Here is a 17208-nt window from a genome sequence, read left to right as displayed (position 1 = left end):
ATGCTTATTAACTTTTTTTTGCAAACTAATCTGAACGATTCAGCTAATATCGGATTCAATCGTATTTTACTTCATTATTAGATCCACATGAAAATTACAGCTAAAATTGCCATTTTGCCATTGACTATTATTTCATTGCTAAATGTGACGGGTTGTCAAACCATCACTGACACGACCTCAAAGGTCGGTGATAAAGCACTTTCAATGGTGGGCTTAGCCCGCGCTGATAAAACCCCTGAAATTGATAAAAAAGGCATTGTTGATATTAGTAAAACCACCCTCGAGCAAATTGAGAAACTTAAACAAAATATGCCGATTGGTCAGTGGGTATATATCGAAAATGACCTTCAAGGAATTTATGACTTACAAAACAAAGCAGTTGATGGTCACATGCTGTTCCTGCGTTTAAATTGTAAGAATAGTGTCCAAAAACCAAGTCTCAGCATACAAAATGTGGAAGGTTCGGAAATTTTAAATAGTCTTCAGCCTGAAGTTGGAACGATCCAAGTACTACTCGACAATAAGAATTACGGAAATCCTTTTAGTTTGGCGAATCAAAAAAATTTAGCGACATTTCAAACTGCTGCTCAAAAGGCCAAAACCATTAAAATCTTCCATGCATCTAAGTTATACACTTTCCCAAATGGTAAAGCAGAATTACTAAATAAGCCTGTCACGTGTATGGCTTAATTTCGAGTCATAAAATTGCCTGATTTCTATTTAAATTCACATTAAATGAGATAAAGACAATCAGGCTCAATTCAATCATCGATATGCATTAGATGTAAAAGATTAATTTCATCATCGTTAATTCTGCAAATAGCGCATAGTGATTAAAAAAACTGATTTTATTATTTTTTATGTCGGATAAGTTTTATTCAACGCAAATCTGCTTCGCTAATGAGCGCTAAATTTGCTATATTTGTCGTTTTTCTGCGACATTAATTTTTCGATAAATTATGAATACGGCAATACAAGCAGCTCTCGATCATGCAGTGCAATCTCTTCAAGCTGAAGGGGTCCTCCCATCTGACTTTAACAACAGCGGAAACTTAACGCGAACCAAAGACCGAAGCCATGGTGACTTCGCTTCGAATATCGCAATGATCGCGTCTAAAGCTGCAGGTATGAAGCCTCGTGAATTAGCAGAAAAAATTCTTGCTGCACTCCCAGAAGTTGCAGATATCAGTAAAGCGGAAATCGCTGGTCCTGGTTTTATCAACTTTTTCTTGAATGCAGACCAACGTTTTGCTGTTCTTGATGCTATTCAGGCACAAGCTAATGATTTTGGTCGTACGCAAGTTAATGCTACGAAAAAAATCCAAGTTGAGTTTGTCTCTGCGAACCCGACATCAAGCTTACATGTGGGTCACGGTCGTGGCGCAGCATATGGCATGACGGTTGCGAATTTACTTGAAGCAACTGGTGCTACAGTGGATCGTGAATACTATGTGAATGACGCTGGTCGTCAAATGGACATTTTAGCGACGTCTACTTATCTACGTTACCTTGAGTTAACTGGTCAAACATTAGTATTCCCTAAAAATGCTTACCAAGGCGATTACGTTAAAGAAATTGCACAAAGCATTATTGATCAAGACGACGATGCATATGTTCGCCCTGTAGCTGATGTTTTTAAAGATGTGCCAGAAGATGTGCAGTATGCTGAAGAACTTGATGCCGAAGGCAACAAGGTTGTAATTTCTGGCGATAAAGAAAAACACATTGATGGTCTAATTTTTAACTCGCAGACGTTAATAGGTGAAGGTTATCGCGTTTTTCATCAAGCTGCGTTAAAAGCAATTCTTGATGATATTAAAGATGATCTTGGTGAATTTGGTGTGACTTTCAACCAATGGTTCAGTGAAGCATCATTGACTGAAAAAATTGAAGAAGCATTACAAACACTTGATCAACGCGGCTTCCTCTATGAGAAAGATGGCAACATTTGGTTCAAATCAACAGAATTTGGTGATGAAAAAGACCGTGTTGTAAAACGTCGTAATGGCCAAACCACTTACTTCGCTTCTGACATTGCTTACCATCTGAATAAACTTCAGCGTGGTTATACTGACATTATTGATATTTGGGGTTCAGACCACCACGGTTATATCGCACGTGTAAAAGCGGCGATTGATGCGATGGGATATGACTCAAAAAAACTGACTGTGTTATTAGTACAATTCGTCAGCCTATGGCGTGGTGGTGAGATGGTTCAAATGTCATCTCGTTCAGGTCAATTTGTCACATTGCGTGATCTACGTAAAGAAGTCGGCAACGACGCTGCTCGCTTCTACTATGTCATGCGTAAGTCTGAACAGCACATCGACTTTGATCTGGATCTCGCGGTTTCTCAAAGTAAAGACAATGCGGTGTATTACATTCAATATGCTCATGCACGTATTTGTCGTATGCTAGAAAAAGCAAGCAGCTTGAACATCAACTTCGATGTGACCACTGCGCGTGGTTTTGCCGCAAAGCTTGAATTAGAAGCTGAAACTGAAATCTTAGCAAAACTTGCAGCCTACCCTGAAATTATTGCACGTGCTGCAAACAGCCATGAACCGCATCAAGTAGGTAACTACTTAAAAGAACTTGCAGCATTGTTCCATGGTTGGTACAACGAAAATAAAGTACTCGGTGATGATGCTGATCTGACCCAAGCACGTTTGTTGTTATCGGTAAATGTTCGTCAAGTCTTGAAAAATGGTTTAGAGCTTTTAGGCGTTTCTGCACCTGAAAGTATGTAAGTCATCGAAGGTGAATCTTTTTAAAAGATTCACCTCTTTAGACTTTTATTATTGAAAAAAATGAGATAAAAATTCCATGTGATGGTAATCCAATTTTCCATTGCATGATCTTAAAATAAGAGAGGTTTCCAAGTGTTTGGAAAAACGCAGCGTGGTGTATCAGAAAGACCTAACAAACCTAAACAACCATTAATACCAAAATGGTTAGGTATGCTTGTTCTGATTTTAATTGTACTGAGTTTTGCCGTAGCCTTAATGCTATGGAAACCGTGGGCGCCAGTCCAACCAAAAAGCAATGATATTCAATCTGAACATTATCAAGAAGATACGAATAAAGATTATCGCTTCTACGATTTATTGCCTCAACAACAAGTGACTCCAATCCCCGATCAAGCTGTACCTGAAAATCAGCAAGTGAACACCGCACCTGTCATCGTGGAAGCACCTGTGGTTACTGATGCTACAACAACCGAGGGTGAACTGATTGAAAATGCAGAACCTCAACCCGTGGCGAGTAGCTACCTTTTACAAGTCAGAAGTTATCCAGATCCAGACAGTGCTGATGCACGTCGTGCTGAAATTATTCTCAACGGCTTATCTGCAGATGTCATTAAAACCACGGAAGGCGGACAAACTTGGTATCGTGTTGTCTCTGGACCTTATGACTCTCAAGAAGCTGCTGTCATCGCTCAGCAAACCCTACAACACAGCGGTATTGATTCAATCGTTGTAAAACGATAATCAAAAAAAAGGATGCGATTAGCATCCTTTTTTAGTCTAAAGCAAACCTAAAATTTTGCTAAGTAGCGCTGAATAAAAGAAATACACTCTGGCGCATAAACTTTAGCTAAGTCATGTTGTCCGTTCGGGATCACATTCAGCTCTGAATACTTAAAAGCGTGATTTAAATACTCACCTACTGCGACAGGACTAATGTCATCATCTCCGCCCCAGATTAATAGTACAGGACATTCAATTTCAGCAAGCCGTTCATCTAATTTGGTTTCATCATCAATAAACCAGTGCGGCACTTCATATTCATTTTGATATTCTGCACGCCAATCTTTAACATGAAATGGTGTTAAATCAACGCCACCTGACGTAGCGACCAACACCAAACCTTGAATCAATTTTGGATACCTCAACGCCGCTTGAACAGCAATGACCCCACCCATAGATTGAGCGATCAGAATACTTGGGCGCTGAAGATGATCAAATACATAATCTTGTAAATCTGACATTGAATTTACATGTGGATGATCAGGATATTCACCAAAACTGGGATAAGCAATGATGTGCGTATCGTACTCAGATTCAAAATGTGATTGAACAGGTTTCCAAAATGCAGTACTGCCAGATGCTCCGGGCAGGAAGATTAATTTCACTGCCTGATCTGCCATCTTAATCACCACCCTTGATGACCGCTCGCTGATAAGCAGGTCTTTGTTTTATGCGTTTTACATACGCATGAATGTTCGGATATTTTCCATTTAAGCGCTCATCCATCGCGATCAAGGGAAAACTCATTTGTATATCTGCAAATGAAAACTGAGATGTAAAAAATTCATGTTGCGCCAAATGCTGTTCTAAAAATTGAATATGTTCAGCGAGACGCGGTTGTATAAATCCATCAGTCACCCCATCAATAATTTTATTGGCAATTGGTCGAATCACAAAAGGTACTTTAGGAGGTACAAACGAGAGAACTAAGGTCATCACTAAAAGTGGCATTAATGAGCCTTCAGCGTAATGCATCCAATACTGATATTGTGTTAAGTCAGGCTGTGACTGGGGTTTAAATTGATGCTGGTTATCATAGCGATCTGCCAGATAATCTAAAATCACCGCAGATTCTGCGATTACTAAATTATCATCAGTAATCACTGGTGATTTCCCCAAAGGATGAACCTTCTTCAATTCTGGTGGAGCGGCGTAAGTCGGCAATCTTTTATAATGTTGAATTTTGTATTCAGCACCTAACTCTTCTAGCGCCCAAATAATTCTTGAAGAACGTGATTTTTCTAAATGATGTAATGTCAGCATAAGACCACCTAATTTTATTTCTCTCTATATAGCCATTTTGAATAAAAAAAAGACATCCTGCTTTACACAAAATGTCTTCTTTTTAGCTGTAAATTACAAAAATACAGAATGTTGATGCCTATTAAGTTGTCTATATTTAAACCATTGTTGTTTTAATTTCGACACTTCTGAGCAATGTTTTAGTGACGGGTGTTTTTTGGCACACATTTAAAACTTTTTCTTGTAGCGCTTCATCTAAGATAGTTTTGAAACTTAAACGACGCTCAATCCATTCCTGCCCTTCTTTATTGGCTTTAAAATCTGCCTCGACAGTAAATTCGCCTAAATCCAGTCCTTTATGCTCAGCATACATCCTTAATGTGATCATTGTACAGGAAATTAATCCTGAACAAATAAAATCATACGGTGCAGGCCCACGATCTAAACCTTGGAATGATTCAGGTTTATCGGTAAGAAATGTGTGCTGACCAGATTGAATTTCACCGCCCCATTTTTCAGGTAGTGTGGTGACCTTTGCACTTGCGATCGTTGCCATTTTATTTTCCTTCTTTGTCTTATTATTTAGATGGGCGCATGCTATCAGGCAATGTTGGAGCTTTCAAACGCTCGCCTTGGTATGATGGAATTGACCCAAAACGTGGATCTTCTGCTATCCATTGATCACGTGCAATTTTGATTTCTTCTTGCGTACGTCCAACGAAATTCCACCATAATAAAATTGGTGATTCAAATGGCTCACCGCCCAAAAGCAGTACACGACTATTGTCATGGATTTCTACTTCCACATGTTCTAGCCCTGGCTCTAAAATCACCATATTGTCTTCATCTAAATGATGACCATTAATAGTTGCTGTACCTTCAAGCGCCATGAATCCATATTCAAACTTTGGATTTAAAGGTAAACGTGCCTTTGTGGCTGCTTTCGCAAATAAATCAACACCTAAAAGCTCAGTATGTACTTTGACTGGTGATACTGTATTTAGATACTCACCGACCAATACCGTAAATTCGATACCTGACTGATTAAGCACGGGTAATTCAGGATAGTGATTAAAAGCTGGATCGATGGTAATTTTATCATCAGGCAATGCAATCCAAAGTTGGGCAGCATGCATTTTTGTTTCATTCGCTGGCGCGACTTCAGTATGTGAAATACCTCGACCTGCTGTCATGAGGTTGACTTGCTTGGGCTGAATCAGCTGATCTGTTGTCCCTAAGCTGTCGCTATGCAACATGGTCCCTTCAATCATCCAAGTAAAGGTTTGAAGACCAATATGTGGATGTGGACCAACATCTAAACCTTGTCCAGCTTCAAATGTCACAGGACCTGCATGATCTAAGAAGCACCATGCGCCAATCATACGCTTATGGCGACTTGGTAAAGCGCGTTTGATCACTGTTCCTTGACCGATTTCTGCACGGCGCAGTGGAAATTCCTGAATAAATTGGTTGGCGTGCTTTTCACAGTCTTCTGAATGAGACAATTCGGTATAAGTATTATTGGTCATGTTGTTATCCTAAAAGTTTGGCAAATGGCTATCTTTGTTATAGATATTAACAAGGTCATGCAAATTGAACCACCTTAGACTTAATACGCTGAATACTATGAGTAGGACAATTGGAGTTTTGTAGAAATCAAAATTATTAATTATTAATTTTGCCTTTAACTATTATAGAAAATACTTTATAAAATAAATACTTATAATTTTTAAAATGCTTTTTGGGGTACTCTTATGAAAATTAAAAAAATTTCAGAAATTAGAAACTTTTCCATTTTTAAAGATTTCAATTGGGATGAAAATTTAAGTCTTGAAAATGGTCACACTTATGACTTTAAAGATATCAATATCTTTTATGGACGCAACTATTCAGGAAAAACAAGTCTTTCAAAGATAATTAGAAGTCTTGAGAAAAAGAAACTTCCTCATAAATACGATAATCCTAACTTTAAAATTAAGCTTTTTGATGATACTGAGATCACTCAAAGTACTTTGCAAAATTTTCAATATCCTATTCATGTTTATAATTCTGATTTCGTAAAAGAAAATTTAAAATTTATACATAACGAAGATGAAAACATTGAGTCTTTTTCAGTTACTTTGGGCGGTGATAACCAACAAATTTTCGCCCGCATTCAAACACTAAAAAATGAGTTAGGATCAAATGAAGAAAATGCAGAAACTGGCTTGTCACTTAAGATCAAAAATAAAAAAGACGAGTTAGATAAAGCTAGCGAAAAACACCAAAATGCCAAAGAAGTACTTGAAACCCACTTAAGATCTAAAGCTTCAGGAAATCCTGAATCTATTCGCTCTCAACCAAATCTATTTGGCGATCAAGATTATAATATTCGTAAACTAAAAGAGAGAGATATTCCTTTAGTTTTGGAATCAGGGTATCAGACTTTAGATTCTGATAAAGAACTAGAATACCGTAATATCTTAAATCAACGTGAACTAGCTAATCCCTCTATTCTTGCTACTTACAATTTAAATTTTCAATCTATCATTACTTCAACAAATGACATACTGAGATCAGTTGTTGGTAGCTCAGATAAAATTGATGAATTAAAAAATAATCCCTCTCTAAATTCATGGGTACAAACAGGACATCCACTACATAATGATCGTACAACTTGCGCTTTCTGTAATAATGAAATTAGTATTGAAAGACGCAAAGAGTTAGCCAATCATTTTGATGAAGAAACAGATAAGCTCCGTAATAGAATTGCTGACGAAATAAAATCTCTCAATAATTTATTAAGTGATCGTCAATTAAATATCAGTTTTGATATAACGACCTATTACAGACAATACTATCCTGAACTCTCTCAACTTCAAACGAATCTGCAAAATACTTTTGCCAAACAAAAAGCATCTATCGAGCTACTCAAAAAAGCATTAGAGGATAAAGATAAAAAACTATTTTCAGAGTTTTTAATTGAACTTCCTGAAGACTACTCTACAGAAATCACCACTATCCTCGAAAGAGTTTCTCAGATTAGAACAGAATGCATACAGAAAAATGATCAACTTTCTTCTTTACAAATTGAAGCTAAAAATGCATTACGTTTAAATCATATTTATCATTTCTTACAACTTATTAACTATACTCAATTAACCTCAAATATAGAGCTTGCATTGCAAGCTATAGCGCCTTTAGAAACTGAACTAACAACATTAAGAACTCGAAAAGATAAAATTCTCTCAGAAATTGAAACTGAAGAAGCTAAATTAAAGTCCGAGGGAGAAGCTTGTAGACGTATTAATGAAATTTTACAGCATGATTTTGGTCATCAACATTTAAGTCTTGAGCCTATAGAAACGACTATCACAAATGGTCAATCCATAAAATTTGAAATACAGCGACTTAAAAAAGGAATTAAAACTAAAGCTCACAATTTGAGTGAAGGTGAATGTAGCTTAATTTCTTTTTGTTATTTCTTAGCAAAAGTCCAAGAGTCTTTAAACAGTGGTGAACAACCAATTATTTGGATAGATGACCCAATTTGTAGCTTAGATAGTAATCATATTTTCTTTATCTTTTCTCTTATTGAAGAAAAAATCTGTAAAGAGAAAAAGTATTCTCAATTGTTTATTTCCACACACAATCTAGAATTCTTAAAATACTTACGTAGAGTATCTGGGGTAGATCCCGACAGCTCTATTGCAACAGTTCAGGAGCATAAGAGAAAAACAGGTTATTACTTAATTCAAAGACATGATTCATTTTCACAGATTCAGAAAATGCCACTTTACTTAAGTAAATTTTTAACTGAATTCAATTTTTTATTTGAACAAATTTATAAATGCGCAACGGTAAGTAACATTGATGATTCTAACTTCCATATTTTTTATAACTTTGGAAATAATGCTCGAAAATTTTTAGAGATCTATACATTCTATAAATTCCCATCAGCTTCATATCAATTGGATAGTCAACTAAAAGCTTTTTGGGGTGATCACATATTTAAAACCCTGACAGATAGAATTCATAACGAATATTCGCATATGACAGGTGTACTAGAACGTGGTGGAACAATCGCAGAACAACCTGAAATGCAAAAATCTGCTAAAGCAATTATTGAAAAAGTTAGAAGTGAAGATATCACCCAATATTATGCGTTATTAGAAAGTATCAATATCACTATAGACAATGATCCTCTTACTCAACAAATACTAGCTGAAACTGTAGAAGCATAAAAAAGGACGCCTAAGCGTCCTTTTTACTGGGGTATGTCTCGATTCAGACACTGCCGCAAGCATAGCTCTTGGCGTAATTTAGGCAAGAAACGTTGTTTCTTGAAAGCCCTAAATTACTCCCATTCAATCGTAGCTGGTGGTTTAGACGATACGTCATAAACAACACGTGAAACTTCTGCAATCTCGTTCATGATACGAGTAGAGATTTTATCAACAAGATCATAAGGGAGATGTGCGAAACGAGCCGTCATAAAGTCAACTGTTTCAACCGCACGAAGTGCAATCACCCATGCATAACGACGACCATCACCGACTACACCCACAGATTTTACTGGTTGGAATACAGCGAATGCTTGTGCAGTTTTGTCATACCAACCACTTGCACGAAGTTCTTGCATGAAGATGTCATCGGCTAAACGAAGAATGTCAGCATACTCTTTCTTCACTTCACCCAAGATACGAACACCAAGACCTGGTCCTGGGAATGGGTGACGATAAAGCATCTCAAATGGTAAACCTAAAGTCGTACCCAAACGGCGTACTTCATCTTTAAATAAATCACGAATTGGCTCAACCAATTCAAAAGCGAGATCTTCTGGTAAACCACCCACGTTATGGTGTGATTTAATCACATGCGCTTTACCTTGTTTGCTTGCAGCAGATTCAATCACATCAGGATAAATCGTACCTTGCGCAAGGAAGTTCACGCCATCAAGCTTACGTGCTTCTTCAGCAAATACTTCGATGAACTCACGACCAATGATTTTACGTTTTGCTTCAGGATCAACTTCACCTGCCAAAGCATCAAGGAAACGTTGTTCAGCATCAGCACGAATCACACGGATACCCATGTTTTTCGCAAACATTTCCATCACTTGATCCCCTTCATTTAAACGAAGAAGACCATTGTCAACGAATACACATGTCAATTGATCGCCAATTGCTTTGTGAAGCAATGCAGCCACAACAGATGAATCTACACCACCTGAAAGACCAAGAAGAACCTTCTGATCACCAATCTGTTCACGTAATTGTTCAACACGCAAATCAATGATGTTTTCAGAATTCCATAGGCTACGGCAACCACAGATCTTTTGTACAAAGTTCTCAAGTAACTCTTTACCTTTAGCAGTATGTGTTACTTCAGGGTGGAACTGGATACCGTAGAAACGACGAGCTTCGTCAGACACCATTGCCACTGGGCAGCTTGGTGTACTTGCAGTAATTTGGAAACCTTCTGGAATTTGAGTCACTTTATCGCCATGACTCATCCATACTTTCAATTTGTCTGCTGAATCTTCAAGATCGCCAATTAAAGCATCACGTACTTTAATATCGACTTCAGCATAGCCAAACTCATGAACTGTACCCGGTTCAACTTTACCGCCCAACTGAGCAGACATCGTTTGTAAACCGTAACAAATACCCAATACTGGTACGCCTAAGTTAAACACAACTTCTGGCGCACGTGGGCTGCCTTCAACGTGAACACTCTCAGGACCACCTGAAAGAATAATCCCTTTTGGATTAAATGCGCGGATGTCCTCTTCCGACATATCAAAAGCATACATTTCAGAATATACGCCTGATTCACGTACACGACGTGCGATCAATTGGCTATATTGAGAGCCGAAATCCAAAATCAGGATACGATCTTCGGTAATTTGAGTATTGGTAGTCATGATAACAACTATGAAAGGCTAACGAAGGATTAGCGCGCTATTCTATCATTTTTATTAAGCTTACGCACACTATTCAAATCTCTCTATATTTCAATACATTATTATTAAATATTGTCTTTTTATTCAACAATTTCAGTCGATTGCTCTGATCATATAAGCCTTGGAGTTACATTCAGATCACGATGCAGCAGGCGAATAATTGTCTCATTTCACCTGCATTGCCTATTTGTCATTTATTTTTCAAAACGCTGATCAACACTCCATTGACCTGCACCATGCAATACGAGAAAGATTAGACCACCCGCCATAGCAAAGTTTTTCATGAAATGTATCGAATCTTCAGGCGCACCATGAAAAAGAAATGCGGTAACTAAACTGAAACCAGCTAAAGCTACTGCGAATAATCGTGCTTGTACCCCAAATAACAGTGCTAAGCCTCCACCCAGTTCAACCAAAATGGTCATTGGCAATAATGCACCCGGCACACCCATCGCTTCCATATATCCAACTGTTGCGCTATAACCTGCGAGTTTGCCCCATCCCGCCACAATAAAGATATATGCTAAAAGGACACGTGCGACGAGGGTTAAAGTTGCATGCACTGTGGGTTGAGCAACAATTTTTTTAATCACTTGATTTGGATTAAACATTGGGTTGACCTATCTACGTTTTGTTTTTGGTAATGACCCTAGATTAGTAGCTTTTATTTTTAGGATAAACAATCAATATAAAGAATCAGCGTTGCATAATCAGAACAATAATTCACCTATAATTTAAATCAATTGACTACTGACATCAGCGCCGATGGCTGTTAGCATTTGAACACATTTTTGCTCAGTTCACCCCTCATGGATTTAATCGATTTTATTCTGCATGTAGATGATCATCTACTTGAATTTATTACCAATTATGGCATTTGGATTTACGGAATTTTATTCCTGATTATTTTCGTAGAAACGGGCTTGGTGGTCATGCCTTTTCTACCCGGGGACAGTTTACTGTTTGCAGCAGGTGCGTTAGCAGCCTCAACAGGTGCAATGGATCCGTGGCTTTTGGGCGTGTTGTTATTCACGGCAGCAGTATTGGGTGATACCTTAAATTATCATATTGGAAAATATATCGGACCACGCGTTTTTGAAATTGAATCTCGATTTATCAATAAAAAACATTTGGTTTATACGCAAAAATTCTTCGAAAAACACGGCGGTAAAACCATTATTTTTGCGCGTTTTGTCCCATTCGCGCGTACATTTGCACCCTTCGTCGCTGGTGCAGGAAGCATGAACTACAAATACTTCATTACTTACAATGTCGTTGGTGCTTTCTTGTGGATTTCTTCGTTTATCACCTTGGGTTACTTGTTCGGTAATATGCCGATCGTGAAAGACAATTTCACCCATTTAATTTTCGGAATCATTATTCTAAGCGTATTGCCGGGGATCATTGGCTTTATTCGCCACAAGTTTTTCCCAAAGAAAAATCCCGAAATGATGTAATCATTAGACGTCAAAAAAAGCAGATTCCCCACCAAGAATCTGCTTTTTTTATCTCTACAAAATATTGAATGGCTTAGAAAAATCCAATAATGACAGGTAACATACTGAGCATAAGTAACATGGCAGAACCTTTGTATAAGCGATCTGCGCTGACCACCGTCTGATTCCCTGCCAAGACTTTACGACCAAAATACATCCAAAATAAAGCACATGGAATTAAACATAAGGTGAATACACCCAAAACTAAAAAATAGTTTTGAAAAGAATCCCAAGTCCATGCTGGAAAAATACCAACTGCAAACAAAATAGATTTTGGATTTTTCAATGTCGATTTAAAAAGATGACTGCGACTCATTCGAACGTTTTTTTGGCTCAATTGCTTAAGGTGTGAAGCTTTCCATAAATGAAAAGCCATCCAAATCACATAAACTGCACTCACCAAATGTAAGATATGAATCAGCATTGGCCAAATTGGTAGGGTTAAATGCACCAACAGTGCCCAAATGCTAATGCCGTAGATATAACCCAGTAATTCAAGAGGTACGAAATAGAATGCTTTTAATACACCATGGTGATGTGCTGCGCTAGCCAATAATGCATTGGTTGGACCGGGAATAAGTAATACCGCGAACACTGCAAAAATATAAAGCCAACTTTCTACCATAGATTAAAATCAGAGATTTAGAAGAGGCACACCTTAAACGAAAAACGAATTTAAAGACAAGTTTTTAAAGTGAAGGAATGATGAATGTCACGTCTATTTTCAGTTAATAATTTTATAAAATATTGATTTTAATAAATTTACATTGAAACATTTTGCTAAAAAAAAAGCTGCTCAAGCTCAGATTGAACAGCCCTTTTAAATTACTGAGCTTGCTGTTGACGTTTAGGGACATAAGGACAATTTTTGAAAGTTGCCGCTTGTGAGATCGCATCTTGCTCGCCATATAATCGCGACAATTCAGTATTTTTGGTATTCGATGACTGTCCCATATTGACAGAAACTGAAGGACCAAAGCCCCAACCGCCACGGCCCCAGCCACCACCAACACCTAGACCAACGCCAACACCTGTACGTTTAGGCGGTTGTACACCATTATTGATGTACTGCTGAATACGATTGAATTCAGCACCAAGTTGTACACAGTTCAATGCTTGATATTGCGTCGGAGAAACATAACTCGGTTTAACCGTTGTCGCACAAGCAGTCATCAATACAGCAACCGTACCGAATGCACTAAGTTGCATGACCATTTTCATCGCGCGTGAGTTCATACTCTTCTCAAATCTTATTTATTCTCGATTTCATTGAACAATGATTGGTAGGCCTGCGTCAATTTATGATCTGTATTTAAATAGATTAACGGCATATTTTTATGATGAGACTCTTTCATTAATACCGACGGTGGCAACATCGCATTGAGCACAGGTAGTTGTTCATCTCTAAGCTGCTGTACCACTTCACGAGGAAGTTTTGCTTGCGCTTGAAACTGGTTAACGACGATACCTTCAATTTCCAAGCGATCATTATGATCATCTTGGGTTTCCATGATGTTTTCGATCAACGTGTTTAAAGCACGCTTAGAAAAGACATCACAATCAAATGGAATCAACACTCGGTCTGCTGCAATTAATGCCGACAAAGTAAAAAAATTAAATGCAGGCGGTGTATCGATATAGATCCGATCATAAGTCCCTGCTAGATGCTGAATCGCGTCACGTAGCTTATAAATTTTATGTTTGGATTCGAGACTATGCTCTAAAGCACCAAGCGAGGGACTTGCCGGCAAAACATCGAGAGATGGGAATGGTGACTGGTGTATATAAGCTTCTAAGCCTTTATTTTTATTTTTGAGCAAATTTCCAATGGCTTGACCAATCAAACCTTTGCTGGACTGATTCGCCAATACATCTTCGAAAAAATTTTCAATATTGGGTTCTAGTGCAGGTTTATCGGCATTATAAGTCGCATCATCGCCCAATAGATACTGACTGGAATTGGCTTGAGGATCGAGGTCAATGACAAGCGTCTTAAAACCCTGATGTGCACTGAGTGCAGCCAAGTTTACTGTAATACTGGATTTACCAACGCCACCTTTTTGATTAAACACCACACGTGTACGCATCATTCCCTCTAGGCTCAATTCACTTTATAGATGAAGTTTAACCTAGAGGGGTGAGAGCCTAAGCGATTGTGTCTAACAATTAACCGAAAGTTGGCTTAATCATCACAATGCCAATAATGGCCATAAATGCGACACAACTAATCAATACCCCCGCACGACGTTGAATTAACAGTACAGACGCATCTTGGCGGTATGCTTTAATTAATGAAGATAACATTACGATCACTAAGACCACTTTGGCATAGAACCAAGGCTGAACTTGAAAATTATTCAAAAACAATAAAATCAAGCCTGTCCCAATGACCAAAGTAAATGCCAAATGTTGAAGCGCAACATAAGCCTTACGTCCTTTCGGATTGGGTTGTTGATTTTCGACGCCAAAATATAAGGTTGTCGCACGTGCTAATACAGCAATGATCAACAAGAGCAAACTCGACATATGCACGATTTTAATGACTAAGTGTGTATCCATTTCAGCCACTCTCCTACTTTTAAAATTTAAGCTTTCGGTGCATGTGCACATTCAGGACTATTTGGCGCTTGACCAGTCCATTCAGTTGGCACATAAGCATGAATCGCCAAAGCATGAATCTTTCCTGGACTCAATAGGTCACCCGCCAGTGCATATACTTTTTGATGGCGTTGTACTAAACGTAAGCCTTGAAACACTTCACTTACAACAGTGACTTTAAAATGCGATTCTTTACCAGGGAAATAGCCACCATGACCTGATGACTCATTCACCACGTCCAAGTGCACAGGAGACAATTGTTGTAAACGTTCAATTAATTGTTGCTCTAAAGTCATGCTTACATTCCACACGCATTCATTGGTTGCCAGCAGTATACCGTGAAGTTTTAGAATAAAAAGTAAATAAACTACACCGCCATTGGAGAGTTTCGCTTTGATCTTGAGCTTAAGACCAATCAAAAATTAAGCGAAATACATTGAAATGCTTTAATTTTATTCAATCACACGATATTTTTTTATAAAGTTGTTGACCCTGATTTTTCATGCTGTATTATACACGGCATGCGGGAATAGCTCAGTTGGTAGAGCATAACCTTGCCAAGGTTGGGGTCGGGAGTTCGAGTCTCCTTTCCCGCTCAAAATTTTTTCATTCAGTTTTTTCACTTAAAAAATTGATAGACTCCGCGGGAATAGCTCAGTTGGTAGAGCATAACCTTGCCAAGGTTGGGGTCGGGAGTTCGAGTCTCCTTTCCCGCTCCAGATTCAAAAAAAGCCCTGATATTCATCAGGGCTTTTTTATTATTAAAATTTTTATAAATTCATTTTTTAAAACAAATAAACTTTCACTGCACTTTTTCCAAAAAAATTCATCCACTTATGAGCGCTGCTTTACTTACAATCAAAAATAAGCATTATAAAGTAAATTAATTTACTGAATTTAAATGTAATTTTTCATCTCAACCCATGCCGTACTTACATAAAATCGCTATAATTTTCGTATTCAATTTGCTCAATAGATTAGAACCTTAACATGGAAAAATTAACTTGTTTCAAAGCCTATGATATCCGCGGAAAATTGGGCACAGAACTCAATGAAGATATCGCGTACCGTGTTGGACGTGCTTATGGCGAAATTTATCAACCTCAAAAAGTCGTGGTTGGATGTGATGTTCGCTTAACCAGTGAATCACTGAAACAAGCCACCATCAATGGCCTGAATGATGCAGGCGTTGATGTTTTAGATTTAGGAATGACGGGGACTGAGGAAGTTTATTTCGGTGCATTCCATCTTGATGTGCAAGGCGGGATCGAAATTACAGCCAGTCATAACCCAATGGACTATAACGGCATGAAGCTTGTACGTGAAAATGCTCGTCCGATTGGAGCAGACTCGGGTTTAAAAGATATTCAACTTCTTGCTGAAAAAAATCAGTTCAAAGCAGTCGAAATTAAAGGCACAACTCAACATTATAATATCTTGCCCGAATTTATCGATCATTTGATGACCTATATTGACCCTGCTAAAATCAAACCTTTAAAACTCGTGGTCAATGCGGGGAATGGTGCTGCAGGTCATGTGATCGATGCCATTGAAGCGAAATTCAAAGCATTAAACGTCCCAGTTGAATTCATCAAAATTCACCATGAAGCAGATGGTAACTTCCCAAATGGTATTCCCAACCCCATCTTAGTTGAAAACCGTGCAAGCACCTGCGATGCTGTACTTCAGCATCATGCTGACATGGGCATCGCTTGGGATGGTGACTTTGACCGTTGTTTCTTGTTTGATGAAAAAGGTCAATTCATTGAAGGGTATTACATCGTCGGTCTCTTGGCACAAGCCTTTTTACTGAAACAGAAAGGTGAAAAAATTGTGCATGATCCGCGCTTGGTGTGGAATACCTTCGATATCGTTGAACAATATCAAGGCGAAGCTGTGCAATCGAAATCAGGCCACTCTTTCATTAAAGATAAAATGCGTGAACATAATGCAGTCTATGGTGGTGAAATGTCAGCGCATCACTACTTCCGTGATTTTGCCTATTGTGACAGTGGTATGATTCCGTGGTTATTGGCAATCTCAGTTGTCTCTGAAACGGCAAAACCACTCTCTGCTCTGGTTGAGGAAATGATTGAAAAGTTCCCTTGTTCTGGCGAGATTAATTTTAAAGTTGCGGATACAAAAGAAACCATTCAAAACATCTTTGATCATTTTGCTGACCAAAATCCCAAAATTGATGAAACGGATGGCGTCAGTTTGGATTTTGGTGCTTGGCGTTTAAATGTACGTGCTTCAAATACAGAGCCATTACTCCGTTTAAATATTGAAAGCCGTAAAGACAAAAATCCGAAGCCGATGCAAGCTTATGTCGATGAGCTCACTCAACTCATTCAAGCTTAAAACCTCATAAAAAATGGAGCGTTTCAAACGCTCCTTT

The 17208-nt window shown here is 38.2% G+C and carries 17 protein-coding genes and 2 tRNA genes; 8 read left to right on the top strand and 11 right to left on the bottom strand.

Going from position 1 to position 17208, the window contains the following annotated elements; genetic code table 11:
- Window positions 1-87: 87 nt before the first annotated feature.
- From AC1M9I_RS11985 to AC1M9I_RS11975, 3 genes are all read left to right on the top strand, one after another.
- The gene (locus tag AC1M9I_RS11985) at window positions 88-690 is read left to right on the top strand and encodes a hypothetical protein (protein ID WP_481593733.1); all 603 of its coding nucleotides are present in this window, start codon (window positions 88-90) and stop codon (window positions 688-690) included.
- A gap of 269 nt (window positions 691-959) precedes the next feature.
- Window positions 960-2750: an arginine--tRNA ligase gene (gene argS, locus AC1M9I_RS11980; protein WP_481593734.1), complete on the top strand. Its 1791-nt coding sequence runs from the start codon at window positions 960-962 to the stop codon at window positions 2748-2750.
- Window positions 2751-2882: 132 nt separating this feature from the next.
- Window positions 2883-3491, top strand: a complete 609-nt coding sequence (locus AC1M9I_RS11975) for an SPOR domain-containing protein (protein ID WP_179999966.1) — start codon at window positions 2883-2885, stop codon at window positions 3489-3491.
- A gap of 47 nt (window positions 3492-3538) precedes the next feature.
- Here the strand turns inward: AC1M9I_RS11975 and AC1M9I_RS11970 are convergent, their stop codons facing one another.
- The 4 genes from AC1M9I_RS11970 to AC1M9I_RS11955 all read right to left on the bottom strand — a co-directional run bounded on the left by AC1M9I_RS11970 (window position 3539) and on the right by AC1M9I_RS11955 (window position 6301).
- Window positions 3539-4150 carry an alpha/beta fold hydrolase gene (locus tag AC1M9I_RS11970; protein WP_228133282.1) on the bottom strand — a complete coding sequence of 204 codons (612 nt, stop codon included), beginning with the start codon at window positions 4148-4150 and terminating at the stop codon, window positions 3539-3541.
- Between the two features lies 1 nt (window position 4151).
- Window positions 4152-4793 carry a glutathione S-transferase family protein gene (locus AC1M9I_RS11965; RefSeq protein ID WP_481611097.1) on the bottom strand — a complete coding sequence of 214 codons (642 nt, stop codon included), beginning with the start codon at window positions 4791-4793 and terminating at the stop codon, window positions 4152-4154.
- Window positions 4794-4929: 136 nt separating this feature from the next.
- On the bottom strand, window positions 4930-5328 hold the full coding sequence (locus tag AC1M9I_RS11960; protein ID WP_481611096.1) for an OsmC family protein: 399 nt from the start codon (window positions 5326-5328) through the stop codon (window positions 4930-4932).
- A 22-nt stretch (window positions 5329-5350) separates the two neighbouring features.
- Window positions 5351-6301 carry a pirin family protein gene (locus AC1M9I_RS11955; RefSeq protein ID WP_481611095.1) on the bottom strand — a complete coding sequence of 317 codons (951 nt, stop codon included), beginning with the start codon at window positions 6299-6301 and terminating at the stop codon, window positions 5351-5353.
- A gap of 225 nt (window positions 6302-6526) precedes the next feature.
- Here AC1M9I_RS11955 and AC1M9I_RS11950 point away from each other — a divergent pair, with 225 nt between their 5' ends.
- Window positions 6527-8995: an AAA family ATPase gene (locus AC1M9I_RS11950; protein ID WP_481611094.1), complete on the top strand. Its 2469-nt coding sequence runs from the start codon at window positions 6527-6529 to the stop codon at window positions 8993-8995.
- Window positions 8996-9108: 113 nt separating this feature from the next.
- On the opposite strand, the gene guaA is transcribed toward AC1M9I_RS11950, so the two are convergent.
- Complete coding sequence (guaA, locus tag AC1M9I_RS11945; protein ID WP_481589363.1) at window positions 9109-10677, bottom strand: glutamine-hydrolyzing GMP synthase; 1569 nt, start codon at window positions 10675-10677, stop codon at window positions 9109-9111.
- Between the two features lie 233 nt (window positions 10678-10910).
- On the bottom strand, window positions 10911-11327 hold the full coding sequence (locus AC1M9I_RS11940) for a DoxX family protein (RefSeq protein WP_481590689.1): 417 nt from the start codon (window positions 11325-11327) through the stop codon (window positions 10911-10913).
- 198 nt (window positions 11328-11525) lie between these two features.
- Here AC1M9I_RS11940 and AC1M9I_RS11935 point away from each other — a divergent pair, with 198 nt between their 5' ends.
- The gene (locus AC1M9I_RS11935; protein ID WP_035268957.1) at window positions 11526-12173 is read left to right on the top strand and encodes a DedA family protein; all 648 of its coding nucleotides are present in this window, start codon (window positions 11526-11528) and stop codon (window positions 12171-12173) included.
- Between the two features lie 73 nt (window positions 12174-12246).
- Here AC1M9I_RS11935 and AC1M9I_RS11930 read toward each other — a convergent pair whose 3' ends face one another.
- The 5 genes from AC1M9I_RS11930 to AC1M9I_RS11910 form a co-directional block, all read right to left on the bottom strand.
- On the bottom strand, window positions 12247-12837 hold the full coding sequence (locus AC1M9I_RS11930) for a LysE family translocator (RefSeq protein ID WP_481611093.1): 591 nt from the start codon (window positions 12835-12837) through the stop codon (window positions 12247-12249).
- A gap of 200 nt (window positions 12838-13037) precedes the next feature.
- Complete coding sequence (locus tag AC1M9I_RS11925; RefSeq protein WP_481593780.1) at window positions 13038-13427, bottom strand: hypothetical protein; 390 nt, start codon at window positions 13425-13427, stop codon at window positions 13038-13040.
- A 35-nt stretch (window positions 13428-13462) separates the two neighbouring features.
- A complete protein-coding gene (locus AC1M9I_RS11920; protein ID WP_180028975.1) occupies window positions 13463-14299 on the bottom strand; it encodes a ParA family protein in 837 nt (278 codons plus the stop codon).
- Window positions 14300-14378: 79 nt separating this feature from the next.
- On the bottom strand, window positions 14379-14771 hold the full coding sequence (locus AC1M9I_RS11915) for a SirB2 family protein (RefSeq protein ID WP_180028969.1): 393 nt from the start codon (window positions 14769-14771) through the stop codon (window positions 14379-14381).
- A 26-nt stretch (window positions 14772-14797) separates the two neighbouring features.
- Entirely contained in the window at window positions 14798-15106 is a 309-nt protein-coding gene (locus AC1M9I_RS11910; protein WP_035268950.1) for a BolA family protein, read from the bottom strand.
- Between the two features lie 227 nt (window positions 15107-15333).
- On the opposite strand from AC1M9I_RS11910, the gene AC1M9I_RS11905 reads away from it, so the two are divergent.
- The 3 genes from AC1M9I_RS11905 to AC1M9I_RS11895 all read left to right on the top strand — a co-directional run bounded on the left by AC1M9I_RS11905 (window position 15334) and on the right by AC1M9I_RS11895 (window position 17171).
- Window positions 15334-15406, top strand: a tRNA-Gly gene (locus AC1M9I_RS11905).
- A 47-nt stretch (window positions 15407-15453) separates the two neighbouring features.
- Window positions 15454-15529, top strand: a tRNA-Gly gene (locus tag AC1M9I_RS11900).
- A 271-nt stretch (window positions 15530-15800) separates the two neighbouring features.
- The gene (locus tag AC1M9I_RS11895; RefSeq protein ID WP_481611092.1) at window positions 15801-17171 is read left to right on the top strand and encodes a phosphohexomutase domain-containing protein; all 1371 of its coding nucleotides are present in this window, start codon (window positions 15801-15803) and stop codon (window positions 17169-17171) included.
- Window positions 17172-17208 lie beyond the last annotated feature (37 nt).

The organism is Acinetobacter sp. ANC_7553, assembly GCF_056779895.1.
This window is presented reverse-complemented; position numbering and strand designations above follow the sequence as displayed.

What these genes read in the sequence shown, in the direction of transcription:
- argS (WP_481593734.1), top strand. Translation starts at nt 960, where the DNA reads ATGAATACGGCAATACAAGCAGCTCTCGATCATGCAGTGCAATCTCTT.
- AC1M9I_RS11970 (WP_228133282.1), bottom strand. Translation starts at nt 4,150, where the DNA reads ATGGCAGATCAGGCAGTGAAATTAATCTTCCTGCCCGGAGCATCTGGC.
- AC1M9I_RS11915 (WP_180028969.1), bottom strand. Translation starts at nt 14,771, where the DNA reads ATGGATACACACTTAGTCATTAAAATCGTGCATATGTCGAGTTTGCTC.
- AC1M9I_RS11910 (WP_035268950.1), bottom strand. Translation starts at nt 15,106, where the DNA reads ATGACTTTAGAGCAACAATTAATTGAACGTTTACAACAATTGTCTCCT.
- AC1M9I_RS11930 (WP_481611093.1), bottom strand. Translation starts at nt 12,837, where the DNA reads ATGGTAGAAAGTTGGCTTTATATTTTTGCAGTGTTCGCGGTATTACTT.
- AC1M9I_RS11960 (WP_481611096.1), bottom strand. Translation starts at nt 5,328, where the DNA reads ATGGCAACGATCGCAAGTGCAAAGGTCACCACACTACCTGAAAAATGG.
- AC1M9I_RS11940 (WP_481590689.1), bottom strand. Translation starts at nt 11,327, where the DNA reads ATGTTTAATCCAAATCAAGTGATTAAAAAAATTGTTGCTCAACCCACA.
- AC1M9I_RS11925 (WP_481593780.1), bottom strand. Translation starts at nt 13,427, where the DNA reads ATGGTCATGCAACTTAGTGCATTCGGTACGGTTGCTGTATTGATGACT.
- AC1M9I_RS11985 (WP_481593733.1), top strand. Translation starts at nt 88, where the DNA reads ATGAAAATTACAGCTAAAATTGCCATTTTGCCATTGACTATTATTTCA.
- guaA (WP_481589363.1), bottom strand. Translation starts at nt 10,677, where the DNA reads ATGACTACCAATACTCAAATTACCGAAGATCGTATCCTGATTTTGGAT.
- AC1M9I_RS11950 (WP_481611094.1), top strand. Translation starts at nt 6,527, where the DNA reads ATGAAAATTAAAAAAATTTCAGAAATTAGAAACTTTTCCATTTTTAAA.
- AC1M9I_RS11895 (WP_481611092.1), top strand. Translation starts at nt 15,801, where the DNA reads ATGGAAAAATTAACTTGTTTCAAAGCCTATGATATCCGCGGAAAATTG.
- AC1M9I_RS11935 (WP_035268957.1), top strand. Translation starts at nt 11,526, where the DNA reads ATGGATTTAATCGATTTTATTCTGCATGTAGATGATCATCTACTTGAA.
- AC1M9I_RS11920 (WP_180028975.1), bottom strand. Translation starts at nt 14,299, where the DNA reads ATGCGTACACGTGTGGTGTTTAATCAAAAAGGTGGCGTTGGTAAATCC.
- AC1M9I_RS11955 (WP_481611095.1), bottom strand. Translation starts at nt 6,301, where the DNA reads ATGACCAATAATACTTATACCGAATTGTCTCATTCAGAAGACTGTGAA.
- AC1M9I_RS11965 (WP_481611097.1), bottom strand. Translation starts at nt 4,793, where the DNA reads ATGCTGACATTACATCATTTAGAAAAATCACGTTCTTCAAGAATTATT.